Source organism: Janthinobacterium sp. FW305-129 (assembly GCF_020858115.1).
In the GTDB taxonomy this organism is placed as follows: domain Bacteria; phylum Pseudomonadota; class Gammaproteobacteria; order Burkholderiales; family Burkholderiaceae_D; genus Janthinobacterium.
This window is the reverse complement of the sequence record NZ_JACYMM010000007.1, coordinates 100,782-118,294: the sequence shown is the minus strand read 5'-3', so window position 1 is coordinate 118,294 and position 17,513 is coordinate 100,782. Positions and strand designations below refer to the sequence as shown.

General features: G+C 64.7%; 17 protein-coding genes. 6 read left to right on the top strand and 11 right to left on the bottom strand.

What is annotated here, in order from left to right; genetic code table 11:
• Positions 1–279 precede the first annotated feature (279 nt).
• From IGS61_RS15745 to IGS61_RS15725, 5 genes are all read right to left on the bottom strand, one after another.
• Positions 280–819: a GNAT family N-acetyltransferase gene (locus IGS61_RS15745; RefSeq protein WP_230540413.1), complete on the bottom strand. Its 540-nt coding sequence runs from the start codon at positions 817–819 to the stop codon at positions 280–282.
• Between the two features lie 75 nt (positions 820–894).
• Positions 895–2,769, bottom strand: a complete 1,875-nt coding sequence (sppA, locus tag IGS61_RS15740; RefSeq protein WP_230540412.1) for a signal peptide peptidase SppA — start codon at positions 2,767–2,769, stop codon at positions 895–897.
• Positions 2,770–2,832: 63 nt separating this feature from the next.
• The gene (locus IGS61_RS15735) at positions 2,833–4,311 is read right to left on the bottom strand and encodes a sodium:solute symporter (protein ID WP_230540411.1); all 1,479 of its coding nucleotides are present in this window, start codon (positions 4,309–4,311) and stop codon (positions 2,833–2,835) included.
• Between the two features lie 68 nt (positions 4,312–4,379).
• Positions 4,380–5,597, bottom strand: a complete 1,218-nt coding sequence (locus tag IGS61_RS15730) for a YeeE/YedE family protein (protein WP_230540410.1) — start codon at positions 5,595–5,597, stop codon at positions 4,380–4,382.
• A 75-nt stretch (positions 5,598–5,672) separates the two neighbouring features.
• A complete protein-coding gene (locus IGS61_RS15725) occupies positions 5,673–6,884 on the bottom strand; it encodes an MFS transporter (protein ID WP_230540409.1) in 1,212 nt (403 codons plus the stop codon).
• Positions 6,885–7,028: 144 nt separating this feature from the next.
• On the opposite strand from IGS61_RS15725, the gene IGS61_RS15720 reads away from it, so the two are divergent.
• A complete protein-coding gene (locus tag IGS61_RS15720; protein ID WP_034749909.1) occupies positions 7,029–7,265 on the top strand; it encodes a DUF3820 family protein in 237 nt (78 codons plus the stop codon).
• A gap of 8 nt (positions 7,266–7,273) precedes the next feature.
• Here the strand turns inward: IGS61_RS15720 and IGS61_RS15715 are convergent, their stop codons facing one another.
• Positions 7,274–7,657, bottom strand: coding sequence for a glutaredoxin domain-containing protein (locus tag IGS61_RS15715; RefSeq protein WP_230540408.1), 384 nt, complete (start codon positions 7,655–7,657; stop codon positions 7,274–7,276).
• A 135-nt stretch (positions 7,658–7,792) separates the two neighbouring features.
• Here IGS61_RS15715 and IGS61_RS15710 point away from each other — a divergent pair, with 135 nt between their 5' ends.
• Positions 7,793–8,317: a hypothetical protein gene (locus IGS61_RS15710; RefSeq protein WP_230540407.1), complete on the top strand. Its 525-nt coding sequence runs from the start codon at positions 7,793–7,795 to the stop codon at positions 8,315–8,317.
• 13 nt (positions 8,318–8,330) lie between these two features.
• Here the strand turns inward: IGS61_RS15710 and IGS61_RS15705 are convergent, their stop codons facing one another.
• Entirely contained in the window at positions 8,331–9,152 is an 822-nt protein-coding gene (locus IGS61_RS15705; RefSeq protein WP_230540406.1) for an APH(3') family aminoglycoside O-phosphotransferase, read from the bottom strand.
• Positions 9,153–9,156: 4 nt separating this feature from the next.
• Complete coding sequence (locus tag IGS61_RS15700; RefSeq protein ID WP_230540405.1) at positions 9,157–9,645, bottom strand: Lrp/AsnC family transcriptional regulator; 489 nt, start codon at positions 9,643–9,645, stop codon at positions 9,157–9,159.
• A 77-nt stretch (positions 9,646–9,722) separates the two neighbouring features.
• Here IGS61_RS15700 and IGS61_RS15695 point away from each other — a divergent pair, with 77 nt between their 5' ends.
• Positions 9,723–10,610: an EamA family transporter gene (locus IGS61_RS15695; protein WP_230540404.1), complete on the top strand. Its 888-nt coding sequence runs from the start codon at positions 9,723–9,725 to the stop codon at positions 10,608–10,610.
• 3 nt (positions 10,611–10,613) lie between these two features.
• Here the strand turns inward: IGS61_RS15695 and IGS61_RS15690 are convergent, their stop codons facing one another.
• A complete protein-coding gene (locus IGS61_RS15690) occupies positions 10,614–11,837 on the bottom strand; it encodes an MFS transporter (protein ID WP_230540403.1) in 1,224 nt (407 codons plus the stop codon).
• Positions 11,838–11,922: 85 nt separating this feature from the next.
• Between IGS61_RS15690 and IGS61_RS15685 the strand changes: the two genes are divergently transcribed.
• On the top strand, positions 11,923–12,849 hold the full coding sequence (locus IGS61_RS15685; protein WP_230540402.1) for a LysR family transcriptional regulator: 927 nt from the start codon (positions 11,923–11,925) through the stop codon (positions 12,847–12,849).
• Here IGS61_RS15685 and IGS61_RS15680 read toward each other — a convergent pair.
• Both IGS61_RS15680 and IGS61_RS15675 read right to left on the bottom strand, forming a co-directional pair.
• On the bottom strand, positions 12,846–15,005 hold the full coding sequence (locus IGS61_RS15680) for a putative bifunctional diguanylate cyclase/phosphodiesterase (RefSeq protein WP_230540401.1): 2,160 nt from the start codon (positions 15,003–15,005) through the stop codon (positions 12,846–12,848). The two genes, IGS61_RS15685 and IGS61_RS15680, sit on opposite strands and share 4 nt — an antisense overlap.
• A 154-nt stretch (positions 15,006–15,159) precedes the next feature.
• Entirely contained in the window at positions 15,160–16,086 is a 927-nt protein-coding gene (locus IGS61_RS15675; RefSeq protein WP_230540400.1) for a LysR family transcriptional regulator, read from the bottom strand.
• A 166-nt stretch (positions 16,087–16,252) separates the two neighbouring features.
• On the opposite strand from IGS61_RS15675, the gene IGS61_RS15670 reads away from it, so the two are divergent.
• Both IGS61_RS15670 and IGS61_RS15665 read left to right on the top strand, forming a co-directional pair.
• Positions 16,253–16,954, top strand: a complete 702-nt coding sequence (locus IGS61_RS15670; protein ID WP_230540399.1) for a pirin family protein — start codon at positions 16,253–16,255, stop codon at positions 16,952–16,954.
• A 27-nt stretch (positions 16,955–16,981) separates the two neighbouring features.
• On the top strand, positions 16,982–17,368 hold the full coding sequence (locus IGS61_RS15665) for a DoxX family protein (RefSeq protein WP_230540398.1): 387 nt from the start codon (positions 16,982–16,984) through the stop codon (positions 17,366–17,368).
• Positions 17,369–17,513 lie beyond the last annotated feature (145 nt).

The following is a 17,513-nucleotide window of genomic DNA, read 5'->3' as shown; positions in this document are numbered from 1 at the left end:
AACGACTCTAGCATAGTCATGTAACTGTTTCATTTCTACTTGAAACAATTACACACAGCCAGGCAGGCATGGGAGGAGCAGGCGGGCCGGCAAGCAGGCCGCCAGTGCGGGGGAATGGTGAAAAAATCAGGCTTGCGGGGCGCCGCGCCCCGGCGAGCACGTGACGCGGGCGACTCGCATGCAGATACAAACTCGCTACAAATCTCCCGCCAGCCGGCTTGACCAGGCGCCACGCGGGTGCTCAGGCGGCGCCGGATGGCAGCGATTCTTTACCTGGCTTTACAAGGTCATGCCGAGGATGACATCCTGATAGTCGGTGCGGCCCACGCGGAAGGTGCGCCGGCCCACTTGGGCAAAGCCGCAGCGCGCATAGAACGCCAGCGCGTCGTGGTTTTCCGCGTACACGCCCAGCAGCACGCGCCCTGCCCCGCCGGCGCGCGCCTGCTCCACCGCCGCCTGCATCAAACGCTGGCCCACGCGCTGGCCCTGGAAGCGGTGCAACAGGTAGATGCGCTTGATTTCCAGGTCGTCCGGGCGCGGGTCCGCCACCGGCAGGCTGGCGGGGCTGAGCACCAGGTAGCCGACAGGCGCGCCGCCGGGCGTGGCCTCGGCCAGCCACAGGCGCATGGCCGGCAGCGCCAGCCAGTCGCGGTACAGCTGCGCGTCGTGCTGGCGCTGGCAATGGGCGATGACGTCGGCGCCATCGAGGATGCCGGCGAACGCTTCAAGAAAAGTGGCCTGTCCCACCAGCGCCAGCGCCGCTTCATCGCCCTTCCCGCACGGCCGGATGGCGATCGCCGCGTCAGTGTGTGTACTCATGTCGCTTGCCATGCTGTGCTCCTGATATGAAACAAGCCGGACGAAGCCGGCTTGGGTATGCTGTTGATGTGGCTGTTACTTGCCGCCCAAAGGCACCTCGCACAGGCAGTGCGTAAGGGCCATGAACGGTTTGCGCTCGCGCGTGATGCCCGACAGCCAACTCAAGTCCTGCGCCATGCCCAGCGCCGCGTCGGCCGGCAAGCCGGTCGTGGCCAGGCCCAGTTTCACGTGCTCGCCCAGCCCCAGCGAGGCCATGGCCCTGGAGCCGAACATGCCCAGCAAACGGTCGACGTTCGACGTTTCCTGCTCCAGGTAGGTCACGCGGTAGTCGGCGCCCAGCTTGGCGCGCTTGGCGGCCGACGCCAGCGCATCGCCATAGCTGCCGATGCGGTCGACCAGATTGCGCTCTTTCGCCTGCAAGCCCGTCCAGACGCGGCCCTGCGCCACTGCATCGATCTTTTCCGGCGTGGTCTTGCGCGCCTTGGCGGCCAGGTTCAGGAAGTCGCCATACACGTGGTTGATCGAACCCTGGATCACTTGCGCGAAGCGGGGGTCGAGCGGACGCAGCGGGTTGCCCGCGTCGGCCAGCCAGGTGGTCGGCGAGCCGGCCGTGTGGATGCCGAGCTTTTCCACCACCTTGTCGGCCGTCGGCAACAGCGCGAACACGCCGATGGAACCGGTGATGGTGGCCGCGTCGGCGATCACTTCATCGGACGAGGTGCTGATCCAGTAGCCGCCCGACGCGGCCACGTTGCCCATCGAGACGACCACGGGCTTGCCGGCGGCGCGCGTCAGCTCCAGTTCGCGGCGGATCAGTTCCGAGCCGAAGGCGCTGCCGCCCGGCGAATCGACGCGCAGCACGACGGCCTTGATCGACTTGTCTTCACGCGCCTGGCGGATCAAGCGCGAGGTGGACAGGCCGCCGATGGCGCCCGGTGCCGCGATGCCATCGCCGATTTCACCCGAGGCGATGACCACGCCGACGGCGTCGCCGATGTGCACGGGGCGCAGGCGCGCCAGGTAATCGGTGTAGTTCACCTGGCGGAAATTCGTGCCTTCCGTGTTCCTGGCGCCGCGCGCCATCATGAACTGGCGCAGTTCATCGCGCGTTTTCAGGCCGTCGACCAGCTTGGCGTCCAGCGACAGCTTGCCCAGGTCGCCGCCGGCCGCCGTCATCAGCGCGGGCAGCGCATCGATAGCCTGCATGATGGCGCCGGCCGGCAGCTTGCGCGCCTTTTCCACGTCCGCCGTGTAGGTGGCCCACAGGCCGCTATTCAGGTAGCGGTCCGCCTCGGCCGCCGCTTCGGACGGTCCGTTGGCGATGAAAGGCTCGGCCGCGCTTTTATATGTGCCCACTTTCAGCAGGTTCACCGTCACGCCCACCTTGTCGAGCGCGTCGCGGTAGTAATTGCGGTAGCGGCCAAAGCCTTCCAGCATGACGCCGCCCATCGGGTGCAGGAATACCTCGTCGGCCTTGGCCGCCACCAGGTACTGGCGCTGGTTGTAGCTCGAACCCCAGGCCGTGACTTTCTTGCCCGTGGCGCGGAAGCGTTCCACGCCGGCCGCCACTTCGCGCAGCGACGCCAGGCCGCCGCCCTGCAATTCGTCGAGCAGGATCACCATGGAGCCGATGTTCTTGTCCTTGCCCGCCGTGTCGAGCACGGCCAGCACGTCGCGCAGCTGCACGCTTTTCTTGACTTCGCCGCTGACATTGGCCAGCACCGCTTCGCGCACGCCGCCCGGGGTTTCCTCGACCAGCGGGCCTTGCAGGTCCAGCACCAGGGTGGTCTTCTCGGCCAGGGGCTTGGCGCCGCCGCCAAAGATGGCGATCAGGATGGCGATGACGATCAGCAGGAAAATCAGATTGATGACCGCGCGGCGGGTGGCGTCCAGCGCGCGCCAGAATGCGCCAAAACCGCGGCGTAGCGGCGGGAAGGGGTTGAGTGACATCGATGCTCCGTGAGGTTATGTACCTAAAGGAAATCAATATAACTGAAAACGGCCTGAATCGTCTTATTTTGACAACTGTAGCGTGCCCGCGCCGCCCTGCCCTGCCGGCGTGGAAATGAGGAACAAGCCAGCAAGTACCAGGGCGCCATTCAGGATCAGCAATTCCAGGCCGATGCGGTAATGTTCGAACAGCCGCGCCTGCTCCCCTTCGATCAGCGCGCACAGCAATGGCCCCGCCACGGCCACCAGCGGTACCCAGCGGTCGCGCACGCCGCGCCGGCTCAGCAGGCCGAAGGCAAACAGGCCCAGCAGCGGACCATAGGTATAGCTGGCCAGTTTCAGGATCACGCCTATCATGCTGGGGTCGTCGAGCCACTTGAAGGCCATGATCAATATCAAGAACAATGCGGAAAAGCCCAGGTGCACACGGCGGCGCCAGCGCATCTGCACGGCCGCGCTCAAGTCCGGCCTGCGCTGCACGCCCAAAATATCGATGCAGAAGGTGGACGTCAGGGCAGTGAGCGCCCCGTCCACGCTGGGAAACAGGGCGGAAATGAGGGCGATGAAGAAAATCAGCTGCACCACGGCGGGAAAGTGCCCCAGCACGACGGCCGGGAACAGTTTATCGCCCGTGGCCGTCACGCCGGCCAGCGGTGCATACAGGTGCAGCAGACCGCCCAGAAACAGGAACAGCAGCAGCACGCCCGTCAGTACCACGGTGAGACTCAGCATGTTTTTTTGCGAATCGCGCAAGGTCCGCACGGAAATGTTCTTTTGCATCATTTCCTGGTCCATGCCCGTCATGGCAATCGTGATGAACATGCCGGCAAGAATGTGCTTCCACACATACGCGGGGCTGTCCGGGTCGGTAGTGAAGATGCGCGTGAGCCCTTGCGCGCGCATGCGTTCGAGGCTGTCGATGAGCGACAAGTCCATCTCTCGCAGCAAAAACACGCTGCAGATGACGAGGCCGGCCAGCATGCACGCCGTTTGCAGGGTATCGGTCCAGACGATGGTCTTCACGCCGCCTTCATACGTGTACAGCAGGATCAGCAGCAGCACGATGCACGAGGTCAGCCAGAACGGCACGCCCAGGTTGTCGAGTATTGTTGCTTGCAGGATATTGACCACCAGATACAGCCGCGCCGTGGCGCCCAGCAGGCGCGAGACGATGAAAAACGCCGCCCCGCTCTGGTAGGAACGCCGGCCCAGGCGCACTTCCAGGTAGCGGTAGATGGACGTCAGCTGCAGCCGGTAGTACAGCGGCAGCAGAATGAAGGTGATGGCCAGGTAGCCGAGCACATAGCCGATCATCAGCTGGATGTAGCCGAAACCGTTGCTGCCCACGGCGCCGGGCACGCTGATGAAGGTCACGCCCGTGAGCGTGGTGCCGACCATGCCGAAGGCCACCAGCATCCAGTTGCTGTCCTTGTTGCCGATGAAAAAACTGTCGTTGGTGGCGTGGCGCGAGGTGCGCCACGCCACGCCCAGCAGGATCAAAAAATACGCGAGGACGACGGCAAACAGGGTGACTGGGGACATGGGCGATACGCTGGCGGCAAGGGGAACAGGGGCAGAAATATACAGCAAAGCCCCTGTTTATGCCGGCCTCAGCAGCCAGTCGGTTTGACTTTCTCCACTTCCAGGCCGAACCACGGACGCAAACGCGTGCCGACGACGTTGCCCAGAAAAGCGCAGACCAGCCACAGCCAGCCGTGCAGGCTGCCCGAGACAATGCCGCTGAAGTAGGCGCCGATATTGCAGCCATACGCCAGGCGTGCGCCGTAGCCGAGCAGCAAGCCGCCGACGATGGCGGCGATGACCGAGCGGCGCGGGATGCGCCACACGGGCGCATAGCGGCCGGCCAGGGCCGCGGCCAGCATGGCGCCCAGCACGATGCCGATGTCCATCACGGAAGTCTTGTCCTGCGTCAAAGGCGCGGCCAGCGCGGCCGCGTTGGCCTTGGTCGACCAGTAGGCCCAGCTGGCCGTGTCGATGCCGACCGCGGATGCCGCTTTCGCGCCCCACAGGGCAAACGCCGACGTCACGCCCCACGGACGGCCCGACAGCGCCAGGGTGATGAAATTGAGCACGACGAGCGCGATGGCGCCCGCCACCAGCGGCCAGGGGCCGTGCAGCCACGGCGAGGCTTGCGACGGGCGCAGGGGCGTGGCGACGAGCTTGCCGTGGCGGCGCTTTTCCACCAGCACCGTGATGCCGGCGATCAGCGCAAAGACGAGCCAGTTCAAGGCCAGCGCGGGCGCCAGGCCCAGGGTCGTGACGAGGGAAATGGGTTTCAATTGCGGCAACGCCGTCCAGAACGGCATGTGCGCCGTGCCGATCACGGAGCCGACGATGAAGGCGGCCAGGGTGATGAGCATGCGCGTGCTGCCCCCGCCGACCGTGTACAGCGTGCCGGAGGCGCAGCCGCCGCCCAGCTGCATGCCGATGCCGAAGATGAAGGCGCCGAAGATGACGGAAGTGCCGGCGGGCGACACCAGCCCGGCGACGGGCGTGCCGAACAGGGTGCCGGCCGACAATGCCGGGAAAAACAGCGCCACGCCGACGGCCAGCATCAGCATTTGCGCGCGCAAGCCGTCGCCGCGGCCATCGGCAATGAAGACGCGCCAGGCGGACGTAAAGCCGAAGGCCGCGTGATACAGGGTGATGCCGAGCAAGGCGCCCACCACGTACAGCGCGGACTGCGTGGCGCCCACGGTTTGCGCCAGGTAGCAGGCGCCCAGCACGATGAGCAAGAGCGCCACGCCCAGCGGTTTAGGATTGATGGCGGCGCGCAGGCACAGCGGTGACATTGCGGTATCGGACATGGGGAGTATGGGCGAGAGGAAAGTAAACACCATTGTAAACCCTACTCTCGTCCATGCCAGCGACTTGCCTGTAGATTAATGCCCCACCGCATGCATCGACTTTTCGCCGCCGCTGCGCACGGGGATGGGATGCAGGCGGTCCATGCGGCCGCTCAAGGCCGTCAAGCCAAACGCGCCCAGCACGACGAGCGCGCCGATCCAGCCCGTGTGCACGAGGCCCAGGTGTTCCACGATCAAGCCGCCGCCCCAGGCGCCGCCGGCGATGCCCAGATTAAAAGCGGCGATATTCAGGCCCGATGCCACGTCCACGGCGCGGGGCGTGAAGTGTTCGGCTTGCTGTACGACATACACTTGCAAACCAGCAACATTGCCGAAAGCCACGGCGCCCCACAGCAACACGGTGATGACGACGAGCACGGGATGCGGCGCCGTGAAGGTCAACAGCAGCAGCACGGCTGCCAGCAGCAGGAAGATCAGTTTCAGGGCGCGCACTGGCCCCTTGCTGTCGGCCAGCTTGCCGCCCCAGATATTGCCGAACGCCACGGACACGCCATACACGAGCATTACCGCGCCCACGGCGCCGGCGCTGAAACCCGATACTTGCTGCAAGATCGGCGCCAGATACGTAAAGGCGATGAAGGAGCCGCCATAGCCGACGGCCGTCATGGCGTACACCAGCAGCAGCCGGGGCTGGCCCAGCACCTGCACTTGCTGCAGCAGCGAGGCAGGCTTGCTGTGCTTGATGGTCGACGGCACGTACAGCAGGCTGCCGATGAAGGCCACCAGGCCCAGGGCCGAGACGGCGAGGAAGGTTTCGCGCCAGCCGAAGTGCTGGCCGATGAAGGTGCCCAGCGGCACGCCCGTCACCAGGGCAACGGTCAGGCCCGTAAACATGATGGCAATCGCGCTGGCCGCCTTGTCCTTGGGCACCAGCGAGGTGGCGATGGTCGAGCCGATGGAAAAGAATACGCCATGCGCCAGCCCCGTCAGGATGCGGGCGACGACGAGGGTTGCATAGCCGGGCGATTTCCACGCCAGCAAGTTACCCAGGGTGAACAAGACCATCAGCGACAGCAGCAGGGTCTTGCGCGGAATCTTGCCCGTCAGGGCGGTCAGCACGGGCGCGCCGACGGCGACGCCCAGCGCATACAGGCTGACCAGCAGGCCGGCCGACGGCAGGTTGACGCCCAGGTCGGCGGCGATGGTGGGCAGCAGCCCCACGATGACAAACTCGGTGGTTCCGATGGCAAACGCGCTGAGGGTCAGCGCGAGCAAGGCAATGGGCATGGCAAACTCCGATAAATGATGTTGGCATGCAGTATCGGGGTTTTCTTTGTTCCGAAAAATACGTCAGCGGGCAGAAGATAGTTGCGCCAAACTCAACAATGTAGAGGTCTGCTACACTGGGCAGGTCAACACGAGATTTCCACCATGAATTCAGAAAAACTGGCGCTGCTGGTCACGCGCGAAATGCCATACGGGAAATATCAGGGAAGGCTGCTGGCCGACTTGCCGGGCCATTACCTGGGCTGGTTCGCGCGCGAGGGCTTCCCCTCGGGCGAACTGGGCAGTTTAATTGCGCTGATGTACGAGCTCGACCACAACGATTTGCGCAGCTTGCTCGACCCCTTGCGCACGCGCAAGTCGCCGTGGCGGCCGGGCGAATAGGACGGAGCTTAAATCGCGCGCAGCTTCTTCGCCAGCATGGCGCTGAACTCGCCATTTTCCACGAGCTTTTGCAGCTCGCTGGCGCCGCCGATGAGCACGCCATTCACGAAAACCATGGGAAACGTGGGCCAGCCCGTCCACATTTTCAGGGCATTGCGGCGGTGCCACTGGTTCAGATAGCTGCCGTATTGCAGGTACTGATAAGGCGTGCCCAGCACGTCGAGGATCTTGCGCGCCTTGCGCGGGAACGGGTTGAGCGCCATGCCGACGACCACCACCTGGTGCGCGGCGATGGCTCGCTGCACTTCGCGCACGATGTCCTGGTGCTTGCTGCCGATCAAGGGGCGGGCGGCGGGATGGATCTGGGCTTCGTCGAGGATGGCGCGGGTCATGAAAGTCCTGGGGCGAGTGGCACGTGGCGTGCGGATCCCGCATTGTGCCACGCACTTGTGCCATGCGCACGGGCTGGCGTGGGCTACACTGCGCTTCTCTCCCCTACACGTCAATATATGCAAGCAATCACTCTCATGCCGGCATGCCGCACCCGCCGCCTGATCGGCTCGCTTTTGCTCGCCGCCTGCGCCTCCAGCGCCCTGGCCGCTGCCGATCCCGGTCTTGAAAGCGGTCTGATCCAGGCGCTGCACCTGAAAAAGGGCACGACGCAAAGAGTGGGCACCTCCGGCAAGGCCATCCGGGCCTACATGCGCGAAGGCTACCTTGGCAAGCACCCGGACCAGCGCTTCGACTACACCGATTACTACCTGCTGAAAAAGCCGGCCAGCTTCATGGGGCATGCAATGGTGCTGATCGAGGAAGAATACATCGCGCAATACATCGGCTGCTGCGTCAGCCCCGGCGCGGGCGTGACGCTCAGGGTGCAGGGCAGCACGCAGAAGCTGCAAGCGTTCGCCCGCGCCCAGCGCTGCACCTTGACCGACCCCGTCGATATCGGGCATGCACTGAACGAGGTTGCCATCAAGACCCGCCTGCCCAAAGGCCATTACGCGTCCCTGAGCTGCCGCGAACGCGATGCCGAGCGTGAAGAGCCGTGATCGCGGGCGGCGCTCAAAACAGCTCGTCGAGCAGCAAGTGAAATTGCAGCTTGCCTTGATCGATATCAAGGAACCCATATTGCTCAGCAAACCTTTGCTGTAGCGCGGCGTCCAACTCACCGAGAGCACGCCAGACGATGGCCAGATCCTGGTAACGGTCGGCAACGCCGGCCCGTCCCACGTCGAGGCAGCCGACGACGGCGCCTTCGTGCAGCAGGATATTTTCCAGCGAGAAGTCGCCATGCGTGACGACGAGGTCGGGCGTGATCGGCAGGCAATCCTGTAGCGCCAGCCACACCTGCTGCGCCGTCCAGCCTTGCCGCCCGGCATCGAAATCGTCGGCGTCGACGAGGCCCGCATCGATGCGCCGGCGCGCCTGGGCCAGCCGGACGGCATGGCCGGCGTCGAACGGACAGGCGCTCGCGGGCAGCGCGTGCAGGCGCCGCAGGAAGGCGGCCAGCGCGCCGGCCACGTCGGGGCCAAGCCCCGGATCGGCGTCCAGCAATTCGGACGCCGGCTGGCCCGGCAGCGCCGCCGTCAGCAGCCATGCCTGGTCCGGCGCTGCCACGCGGGCGAACTGGACCACCGCCGGCACGGGCAGGTGCGGCGCCAGCCAGCGCAGGCGCGCCACTTCATCGGCGAGGTCGGCAGCGGCGGCACCCCTGCCGTGCTTCAGGAACAGGTCTGGCGCACCGTTCCTGCCCTGCAGGCGGTAGACGGCAGCGTCCGACTCGCCGATGCTGTCGCGCGCCCATTGATATCCGGCAACGGCGGCGCGCAGGCTGGCGGGCATGGCCGCCGTCACGGAGGTTGGCATCTTGTCGGAGGTAGTCATCGCTCTAGCCCAGCGGCACGTGCAAGCCCATCTTGAGGCAGGTCAAGGCCACGGAAGTGCGGTAGCGCCGGATATTGTCGTCGCCGCCAAACAGGCGCTCCGTCAGCGCCTCGTACTCGGCCATGCTGCTGGCCGTGATGACCAGCAGGTAATCGGCCTCGCCCGTGATGCCGTAACACTGCTGGATGGCGGGTTCGGCCATGATGCGCGCGCGCATGCCGGCCGTGCGCAGCGGGTGCTCGTCGTGCAGATGCACTTCCACCGTCAAGATCAGCGGGCGGCCCAGGCGGCTGGCGTCGAGCACGGCCACCTCGCTGCGGATCACGCCGCTCTCGCGCAGGCGGCGGATGCGCCGCTGCACGGCCGGCGCCGACAAATGCACGGCCTGGGCGATTTCACGCTGCGAAGTCGTGTTATCGCGCTGCAAGATGTCGAGGATGGCCAGGTCGAAGGCATCGAGGTCGGGGGAAGACGTGAGCGAAAGTTGCGTCATGGAGGTCAAAATGCAGTGCAAATATCGGAGCAGACACAATAAACTTTCGCTATTCCGATATCAAGCCTTTTATCACCATGCCATTACGCCGCTATTCCTCGTTCATTCCCCTGCTCGCCATCCTCGGCTCCGTCACCGCGCTGGGGCTGGGCACTTCGTGGGCCAAGCACAGCCTGTTCCCGCTGGTCGGTGCGCAAGGCACGACGGCCGTGCGCGTGGGCTTTTCCGCCCTGCTGCTGTTGCTGTTCTGGCGCCCGTGGCGCTGGCAGCTGAGCCGTGCCGACCTGCGCACCGTGGCCCTGTATGGCGCCGCGCTGGGTTTGACCAACCTGTGTTTCTATATGGCGCTGCGCACGATACCGTTCGGCATCGCCGTGGCCATCGAGTTTTCTGGCCCGCTGGCCGTGGCCCTGCTGGCCTCGCGCCGCCCGCTCGACTTCGTCTGGGTGGCCCTGGCCGTGGCGGGACTGGCGCTGCTGTTGCCGCTCGGCCACGACATCAGCAATCTCGATCCCACGGGCGTGCTGTTCGCGCTGGCGGCGGCCGTCTGCTGGGCCTCGTACATCGTCTTCGGCAAGCGCGCCAGCCATCTGCATGCGGGCCATTCGGTATCCCTGGGCCTGACCATGGCCGCGCTGGTGGTGGTGCCCGTGGGCGTGGCGCACAGCGGCGCCGCCCTGCTCTCTCCCGTCGTGCTGGGCATCGGCCTGGGCGTAGCGCTCATTTCCAGCGCCATCCCGATTTCGCTGGAAATGGTGGCCCTGAAGCGGCTGACGCCGCAAGCGTTCGGCATCATGAGCAGCATGGAACCGGCCGTGGCCGCCATGCTGGCCTTCATCCTGCTCGACGAACGCCTTGACGCCGCGCAATGGCTGGCGATTGCCATGATCATGGCCGCCTCCATGGGCAGTTCCTACATGGCGCAGCGCCAGAAGCGGGCACCGGCGGCCGCCGTGCATACCTGAACCTCAGTGCGCGGCCGCGCCCGCCACATGGGACGCCAGCTTGCGGCGCGCCAGCCACGCCAGCGGCAGCAGGGCCAGCAAGGCGGCGGCCACGCCGGCCCACGGCGACGATGCCATCAGCTGGCGCGACACCATCAGCGCACCGAGCATGGAACCGAAGGAAATGCCGAGGTTAAACGCGGAAATGTTCAGGCCCGAGGCGAAATCGACGGCTTGCGGCGTGTAGCGCTCGGCCGTGGCCAGCATGCCCGCCTGCAAGGCCGGCGACAGGCCGAAGGCGAACACGCCCCAGACGAACAGCATCACCGTCATCATCCAGGCCGAGCTGATGCTCAAAGCCACGCCCACTTGCGTGGCGGCCAGCAACAGCAGCATCGATCGCAAGGCCTTTTGCCAGCCCAGGTGGCTGGTCAGATAGCCGCCCGCCAGGTTGCCGGCAAAGGTGGCGATGCCGAACACGATCAGCAAGGCGCTGGCCATGGTGGCGGAAAAGCCCGTCACATCCGTCAGGATGGGCGTAATAAAAGTAAACGCGGCAAAGCTGCTGCCGAAACCGAACGTCGTCACGGCCATCATGGTCAGGATGGGGCCGCTGCCCAGGGCCGCCAACTGCGTCATGGCCTTGCCGCCCTTGCCCTGCTGCAAACCGGCCGGCAGCCAGCGCGCCATGGCGGCCAGGCCCAGCGCGGCCAAAACTACCACGGCAAAGAACGGCAAGCGCCAGCCCATCAGGTTGCCGAGGAAGCTGCCCAGCGGCACGCCGATCACCATGGCCAGCGTCAATCCCGCAAACATCACGGAAATCGCCCTGCCCGCCTGCGCCTTGCTGACCAGGCCGGCGGCCACGGTGGCGCCGATGGCAAAGAAGGTGCCGTGCGCCACGGCCGTGATGACCCGTCCCGCCAGCAACAGTTCGAACGTGTGCGAAAACGCGGCCAGCAAGTTACCGGCGAGAAAAACGCTCATCAACCCCAGCAAGGCCGCCTTGCGCGGCAGGCGCGACATCAGCAGCACCAGCAGCGGCGTGCCGATGGCCAGCGCCAGCGCATACAGGCTGACGAGGGAACCGGCCGATTCGATGGAAATCCGCAAATCTTTCGCAATCGCGGGCAGGATGCCGACGACGATGAATTCGGTGACGCCGATGGCAAAGGCGCCGACGGCCAGCGCCAGCACGCCGGGCGGCATCTTGCTGGCGGGAGGGGAAACAGGGGCTGCGGTGGTCATGATGGCTCCAACAATGGTTCAAGCGGGCCAGTGTATCGGGATAAACACTTTTGATATAGACTCCAATAATGGAAACACCTGTGAAATGGATTCAATAATGGCGCGGCAAGACATCAACCGTTCGTTTGAGATGGCCGTCTTCGTGGCCGTGGTGGAAACGGGGGCTTTTTCCGCCGCCGCGCGCCGCCTGGCCCTGACGCCGTCGGCCGTCAGCAAGCTCGTCAATCGTCTGGAAGCGCGGCTCGGCGCCCGCTTGCTGCAGCGCAGCACGCGCCAGCTGCACACGACGCCCGAGGGCGACGCCTTTTTTATCCAGTGCAAGCGCATCCTCGACGATATCGACGGCGCCGAGCGCGAAGCGGCGCAGGGGGCGGCGCCGCGCGGACGCCTGCGCATCAACTGTTTCGTGCCGTTCGGCGTGCGCCATCTGCTGCCCATCCTGCCCGAGTTCGCCCGCCGCTATCCCGACATCGTGCTTGACGTCGTCGTCAGCGACGCCATCGTCGACCTGCTGGAAGACCGCACCGACATCGCCATCCGCACGGGCCAGCTGAAGGCATCGAACCTGGTGGCGCGCAAACTGGGCGAAGACGCGATGGTGGTGGTGGCGTCGCCAGCTTATGCGGCGCGCCACGGCTTGCCGCGCACGCCGCAGGACTTATCCGGGCACAATCTGCTGGCGTTCAACTTCCGCTGCCAGAATGAAACCTGGCCCTTTCTCGATGGGAGCGGAGGAACGTTGCAGGTGGCGCCGCAGGGCAATACCTGCGTCAGCGATGGCGAAAGCATGCGCCAGCTGGTGCTGGCGGGCATGGGCCTGGGACGCTTTTCGCGCCAGCACGTGCAGCGCGACATCGAGCAAGGCCAACTCATACCCGTGCTGCAGGATTACAATCCGGGCGACAAGGAACTCGTGCACGCCGTCTTCGTGGGTCCGGGCCTGCAAGTGCCGGCCCGGGTGCGCGTGATGCTCGATTATCTGCTGGAAAAAGTGCAGCTGGGCGTACCTTAAGCCAGCGCTTCGTTCAAACGCAAACTCCGGCCTTCATCGAGCATCACTTCGAATTCCGCCGCAGGCACGGCCGGGCTGAACAAATAGCCTTGCAACTGGTCGCAACCCAGTTCGCGCAAGAAACGCATCTGCTCGGCCGTTTCCACCCCTTCGGCAACGATTTCCTGGCGCAGCTGCTGCGCCATGGTGACGATGGCGCGGGCGATGGCGCAATCGTTTTCCTCGAAGGGCAAGCCGACGACGAAGGAGCGGTCGATTTTCAGGGTGCTGATGGGGAATTTCTTCAGGTAGGCCAGGCTGGAATAGCCGGTGCCGAAGTCGTCCAGCGCCAGCGCCAGGCCCATGGCCACCAGCTGGTTCATGATGTCGATGACCTTGTCGGCACCGCGCATCAGCAGGCTTTCCGTGATTTCCAGCATGATCTGCTCGGGCCGCACGCCATAGCGTTCGAGCACGGCCGCTATGCGCGCCGGCAACTGTTCATCGAACTGGCGCGCCGACAGGTTGACGGCGATGGCCGGCATGTGCAGGCCCCGGTCTTCCCAGCTGCGAATCTGCCGGCAAGCCTCGTCCAGCACCCAGGTGCCCAGTTCCAGAATCAGACTGGTTTCCTCGGCAACGGGGATGAAGACGCCGGGCGAGACCATGCCGCGCATCGGATGCTTCCAGCGCAGCAAGGCTTCCGCGCCCACGATGCGTCCGCTGGCCAGGCTCACTTTCGGCTGGTAATGCAGTTCCAGCTCCTTGTCGCCCAGGGCCAGGCGCATTTCGCTTTCCAGGCGCAAATGTTCCTTGGCCCGCCGGTTCATGTCTTCGCGGTAAAACAGGAAGGTCGATTCGATGGTCTGCCCCGCCTTGGCCACGGCCACGTCGGCAAAGCGGAACAGGGCCGGCGCTTCCAGGCCGTCTTCCGGATACACGGTGATGCCGATGCTGGCGCCCACGTGCAGCGCGTGCGCATCGATATTGATGGGCGCTTCCAGCAGGTTGAGCAGCTTTTGCGCCACGTTGGCCGCGTGTTCGCGCTTTTCGATGTGCAGCAGGGCCACGACGAATTTGCTGTTGTCGACGCGCGCCAGGATATCGGCGTCGCGCAGGGCGCCGCGGAACAGCTGGCCGATGGCGATCACCAGCTGGTCGCCCACTTCATGGCCCAGGGTGTCGCTGATGGAACCGATGCGGCTGATGTCGATGACCATCAGCGCGCCATGCGAGCCCTGGCGTTTCGCCTCGGCCAGGCCCTGGTCGACCAGCTGGTTCAGCAGGCACCGGTTGGGCAAGCCCGTCAGGCTGTCGTAGTTGGCCATGCGCTGCATGCGCGCTTCCGCATCCTTGTGCACCGAGATATCGGAAAACAGGGAAAACACGTGGCTGATCTCGCCATACTCGTCGCGCACGACGCTGATGGTGACGTCTTGCGGGAACAGTTCGCCATTCTTGCGCTTGCCGATGATTTCGCCGCGCCAGGAACCGTGGCCGCGCATGGCGGCGCGCACCTTGGCGCGGAAATCGGGGTCGTGCACGCCCGAACGCAGCAAGTCCGGCGTGCGGCCGATGGCTTCGGCCGGCGAATAGCCGGTGATGCGGGAAAATGAACTGTTGATGGAGACGATGCGCTCTTCCGCGTCCGTGATCAGCACGGCTTGCTCGCTGTCTTCGATGATGCGCGCGTGCAACCTTACCTTGTCGACGTCGGACAGCGGCTCGCTCAGCGCCGACAGGCGCACGGCCATGCCGCAGCCCTTGCCCGCCTGGTCGTGGATCACGTGGCGGTGCATGCGCAGCCACGTCACCATGCCCGACTTCTTGCGCCGGCGCACATCGGTGGCCACGTCGCCCTGCGTGAAATGCAGCTCCAGCACGCTCGCTTCCGCGTCGTCTTCGGGATACAAAAACAGGATGTGCTGGCCCAGGGCTTCCAGTTCGGAATAGCCGAACATCTGCTCGGCGCCATGGTTCCAGCCGATCAAAAAGCCGTCGGGGTCGATTTCCAGCAAGGCATCGGGCGGCGCCACGCGCACCACGGGCCGGCTGGCGCCGCGCAGCCGTTCCAGTTCTTCCTGCAGCCGCGCCAGGGTGGCGGCCTGCTGCGGCCCCGCCTGTTCACGGGCATCCTGGGCCAGGCGCAGGCACAGCGCAACCTTCGCCTCAAGCATGGCTACCCCACGCTTGGGCCAGGTCGGGGGAAGGTATCAGGGGCGCTGCAGTGTGTGTAATCATCAAAATCCCACTATGGGGCATGGAGGTCGGGCGGGAAATACTGTGAATATGGTAACTTAAAAATGTTGGCGTATGTCAACATTTTAAGGCCTACGCCGAATGGCCAGGCAGATGCTGCGCCAGGCGGGCAAACACGTCCGGTTCGCGCATGCGCGCCATCCACCAGCGCAGCGCGGCGCCATCCTCGCCCACGCGCCAGGCCAGGTAAAACGTTTCCGACGGTTTCGGCTCTTCCACGGCCTTTTCCACCAGCAAGCCACGCGCGATGGCGGCGCGCGCGCACGGCCCCGGCAGGAAGCCAAAGCCCAGCCCCAGCACCTGGTAATCGAACTTGACCTGCATGTTGGGCACGCTCAAGGCATCTTGTCCCAGCAGCAACCCCACCGTGCGCGGCGCCATCTGGCGCGCCGAATCGGCCACCACCACGGCCCGGTGCTGCTGCAGGTGGCCGCGCGACAGGGGTTCCGGCACCTGCGCCAGCGGATGCGTGGGCGCCACGGTGAAGACGAAGTCGAGCATGCCGATCGGCTGCGCGATATAGCCGCCGCCGGCCGGCCCGTCGCCGGGCGCGCCCACCAGCAAGTCGGCGCGCCGGTCCAGCAGCGCTTCCCAGGTGCCCGACAGGGTGTCTTGCGACAGGCGCAAGCGCGTCTGTTGCGCCACGTCATAGAAGGCGCGCACGTCATCGGCCAGCGCCACGGCGGAAAACATGGAATCGATGCCGATGGACAATTCCGTTTCCCAGCCGGAAGCCACGCGGCGCACGCGGTGCTCGAGGTCCTGCGCCGCCTTCAGCAGATACCTGCCCTCTTTCAGCAATTCCTGGCCGGCCGCCGTCAGCATGACTTTCGGGCCATTGCGCTGGAACACCTGCACGCCCAGGTCGTCTTCCAGCTTGGCCACCGTATAGGAAATGGTGGACGGGACTTTATGCAACTCCTTGCCGGCCGACGAGAACGATCCGCGGCGGTCGATGGCGTCGACGATTTGCAGGGCTTCCAGGCTCAGTCTTAACATTCGATTTTTTCGATCATAGCTCGGTAGATTTTCCGTTTTTCTTTCTCGGTTGGGCGCCCTATACTTTCTCCATCGTACAGCGACGGGCAGATCAGGCGCCACGGCAACTGCCAGGCAACGGCCCTTCGAAATTATCGCACATTAACCTTTAGAAACGGAGTCCACCATGTTACAGATTCGTCATAGCGAAGAACGCGGCGCCGCCAACCACGGCTGGCTCAATTCCCACCACAGCTTTTCCTTCGGCAGCTATCACGATCCGCTGCACATGGGCTTTGGCCCCTTGCTGGTGATCAATGAAGACCGGGTCACGCCAGGCCAGGGTTTCGGCACGCACGGCCACCGCGACATGGAAATCATTTCGTATGTGCTCGACGGCGCGCTCGAACACAAGGACAGCATGGGCACCGGTTCCGTGCTGCACTACGGCGATGTGCAGCGCATGAGCGCCGGCAGCGGCGTGCGCCACAGCGAGTTCAACCACTCGGCGACGGATGGCTTGCACTTCCTGCAGATCTGGATCCAGCCGAACGTGACGGGCATTGCGCCCAGCTATGAAGAGAAACACTTCACGCCGGAAAGCAAACGGGGCAAGCTGCGTTTGATCGCTTCGTCCGACGGCCGCCAGGGTTCCGTGCTGATCCACCAGAATGCGGCCATCTACGCCAGCATCCTGCAGGAAGGAGAACAGGCCGAACATGCGCTGGACGAAGGCCGCCTTGCCTATGTGCACCTGATTCGCGGCAGCCTGGTCGTCAACGGCACGCCCTTGAAAGCGGGCGATGCGCTGAAATTGACGCAGGAAGCGGCCGTGATCATCACGCAAGCAGAGGACGCAGAGTTTCTGGTCTTCGATTTACCGAAATAATTGATAAATACAAAGAAAGAGAAAATCATGGAAAACAGAACCAACGTATTGCTCCCCCTCGGCCGTGCCGCCCTTGGCGTGCTGTTCTTTGTCTCGGGCTTGCTGAAAATCGGCGGCTTTGCGGGCGTGGCCGGCTACATGGCCAGTCAGGGCTTGCCAATTGCCAATATTTTGCTGGTGGGCGTGATCGTCCTGGAAGTGGGCGGCGGCCTGCTGCTGATCACGGGCTGGCAGGCGCGCTGGGCGGCGCTGGCCCTGGCGCTGTTCCTGATCCCGACGACGCTCATCTTCCACGCCTTCTGGAGCGCCGATGCGGCCCACTTCCAGGACCAGCTGACGAACTTCCTGAAGAACCTGTCCATCTTCGGCGGCATGCTGTTGCTGGTGGAGCGCGGCTTTCGCCAGGCCAGATAAGGCCAAGGCCGCCTGACCGGACGGGCCCGTCATGGACGCGGCCCGCCGGGCCGGCAGCCTGTCACCGTTTTGTCATCAAGCTGACATGGCGCTGTCACATTCGACAACTATCATGCGGTTGCCTTTAAATCACGCAACCACAGGA

Bases quoted from the DNA above. Each gene is read 5' to 3' on its own strand.
- IGS61_RS15745 (WP_230540413.1), bottom strand. From the start codon at position 819: ATGAGTACACACACTGACGCGGCGATCGCCATCCGGCCGTGCGGGAAG.
- sppA (WP_230540412.1), bottom strand. From the start codon at position 2,769: ATGTCACTCAACCCCTTCCCGCCGCTACGCCGCGGTTTTGGCGCATTC.
- IGS61_RS15735 (WP_230540411.1), bottom strand. From the start codon at position 4,311: ATGTCCCCAGTCACCCTGTTTGCCGTCGTCCTCGCGTATTTTTTGATC.
- IGS61_RS15730 (WP_230540410.1), bottom strand. From the start codon at position 5,597: ATGTCCGATACCGCAATGTCACCGCTGTGCCTGCGCGCCGCCATCAAT.
- IGS61_RS15725 (WP_230540409.1), bottom strand. From the start codon at position 6,884: ATGCCCATTGCCTTGCTCGCGCTGACCCTCAGCGCGTTTGCCATCGGA.
- IGS61_RS15720 (WP_034749909.1), top strand. From the start codon at position 7,029: ATGAATTCAGAAAAACTGGCGCTGCTGGTCACGCGCGAAATGCCATAC.
- IGS61_RS15715 (WP_230540408.1), bottom strand. From the start codon at position 7,657: ATGACCCGCGCCATCCTCGACGAAGCCCAGATCCATCCCGCCGCCCGC.
- IGS61_RS15710 (WP_230540407.1), top strand. From the start codon at position 7,793: ATGCCGGCATGCCGCACCCGCCGCCTGATCGGCTCGCTTTTGCTCGCC.
- IGS61_RS15705 (WP_230540406.1), bottom strand. From the start codon at position 9,152: ATGACTACCTCCGACAAGATGCCAACCTCCGTGACGGCGGCCATGCCC.
- IGS61_RS15700 (WP_230540405.1), bottom strand. From the start codon at position 9,645: ATGACGCAACTTTCGCTCACGTCTTCCCCCGACCTCGATGCCTTCGAC.
- IGS61_RS15695 (WP_230540404.1), top strand. From the start codon at position 9,723: ATGCCATTACGCCGCTATTCCTCGTTCATTCCCCTGCTCGCCATCCTC.
- IGS61_RS15690 (WP_230540403.1), bottom strand. From the start codon at position 11,837: ATGACCACCGCAGCCCCTGTTTCCCCTCCCGCCAGCAAGATGCCGCCC.
- IGS61_RS15685 (WP_230540402.1), top strand. From the start codon at position 11,923: ATGGATTCAATAATGGCGCGGCAAGACATCAACCGTTCGTTTGAGATG.
- IGS61_RS15680 (WP_230540401.1), bottom strand. From the start codon at position 15,005: ATGCTTGAGGCGAAGGTTGCGCTGTGCCTGCGCCTGGCCCAGGATGCC.
- IGS61_RS15675 (WP_230540400.1), bottom strand. From the start codon at position 16,086: ATGTTAAGACTGAGCCTGGAAGCCCTGCAAATCGTCGACGCCATCGAC.
- IGS61_RS15670 (WP_230540399.1), top strand. From the start codon at position 16,253: ATGTTACAGATTCGTCATAGCGAAGAACGCGGCGCCGCCAACCACGGC.
- IGS61_RS15665 (WP_230540398.1), top strand. From the start codon at position 16,982: ATGGAAAACAGAACCAACGTATTGCTCCCCCTCGGCCGTGCCGCCCTT.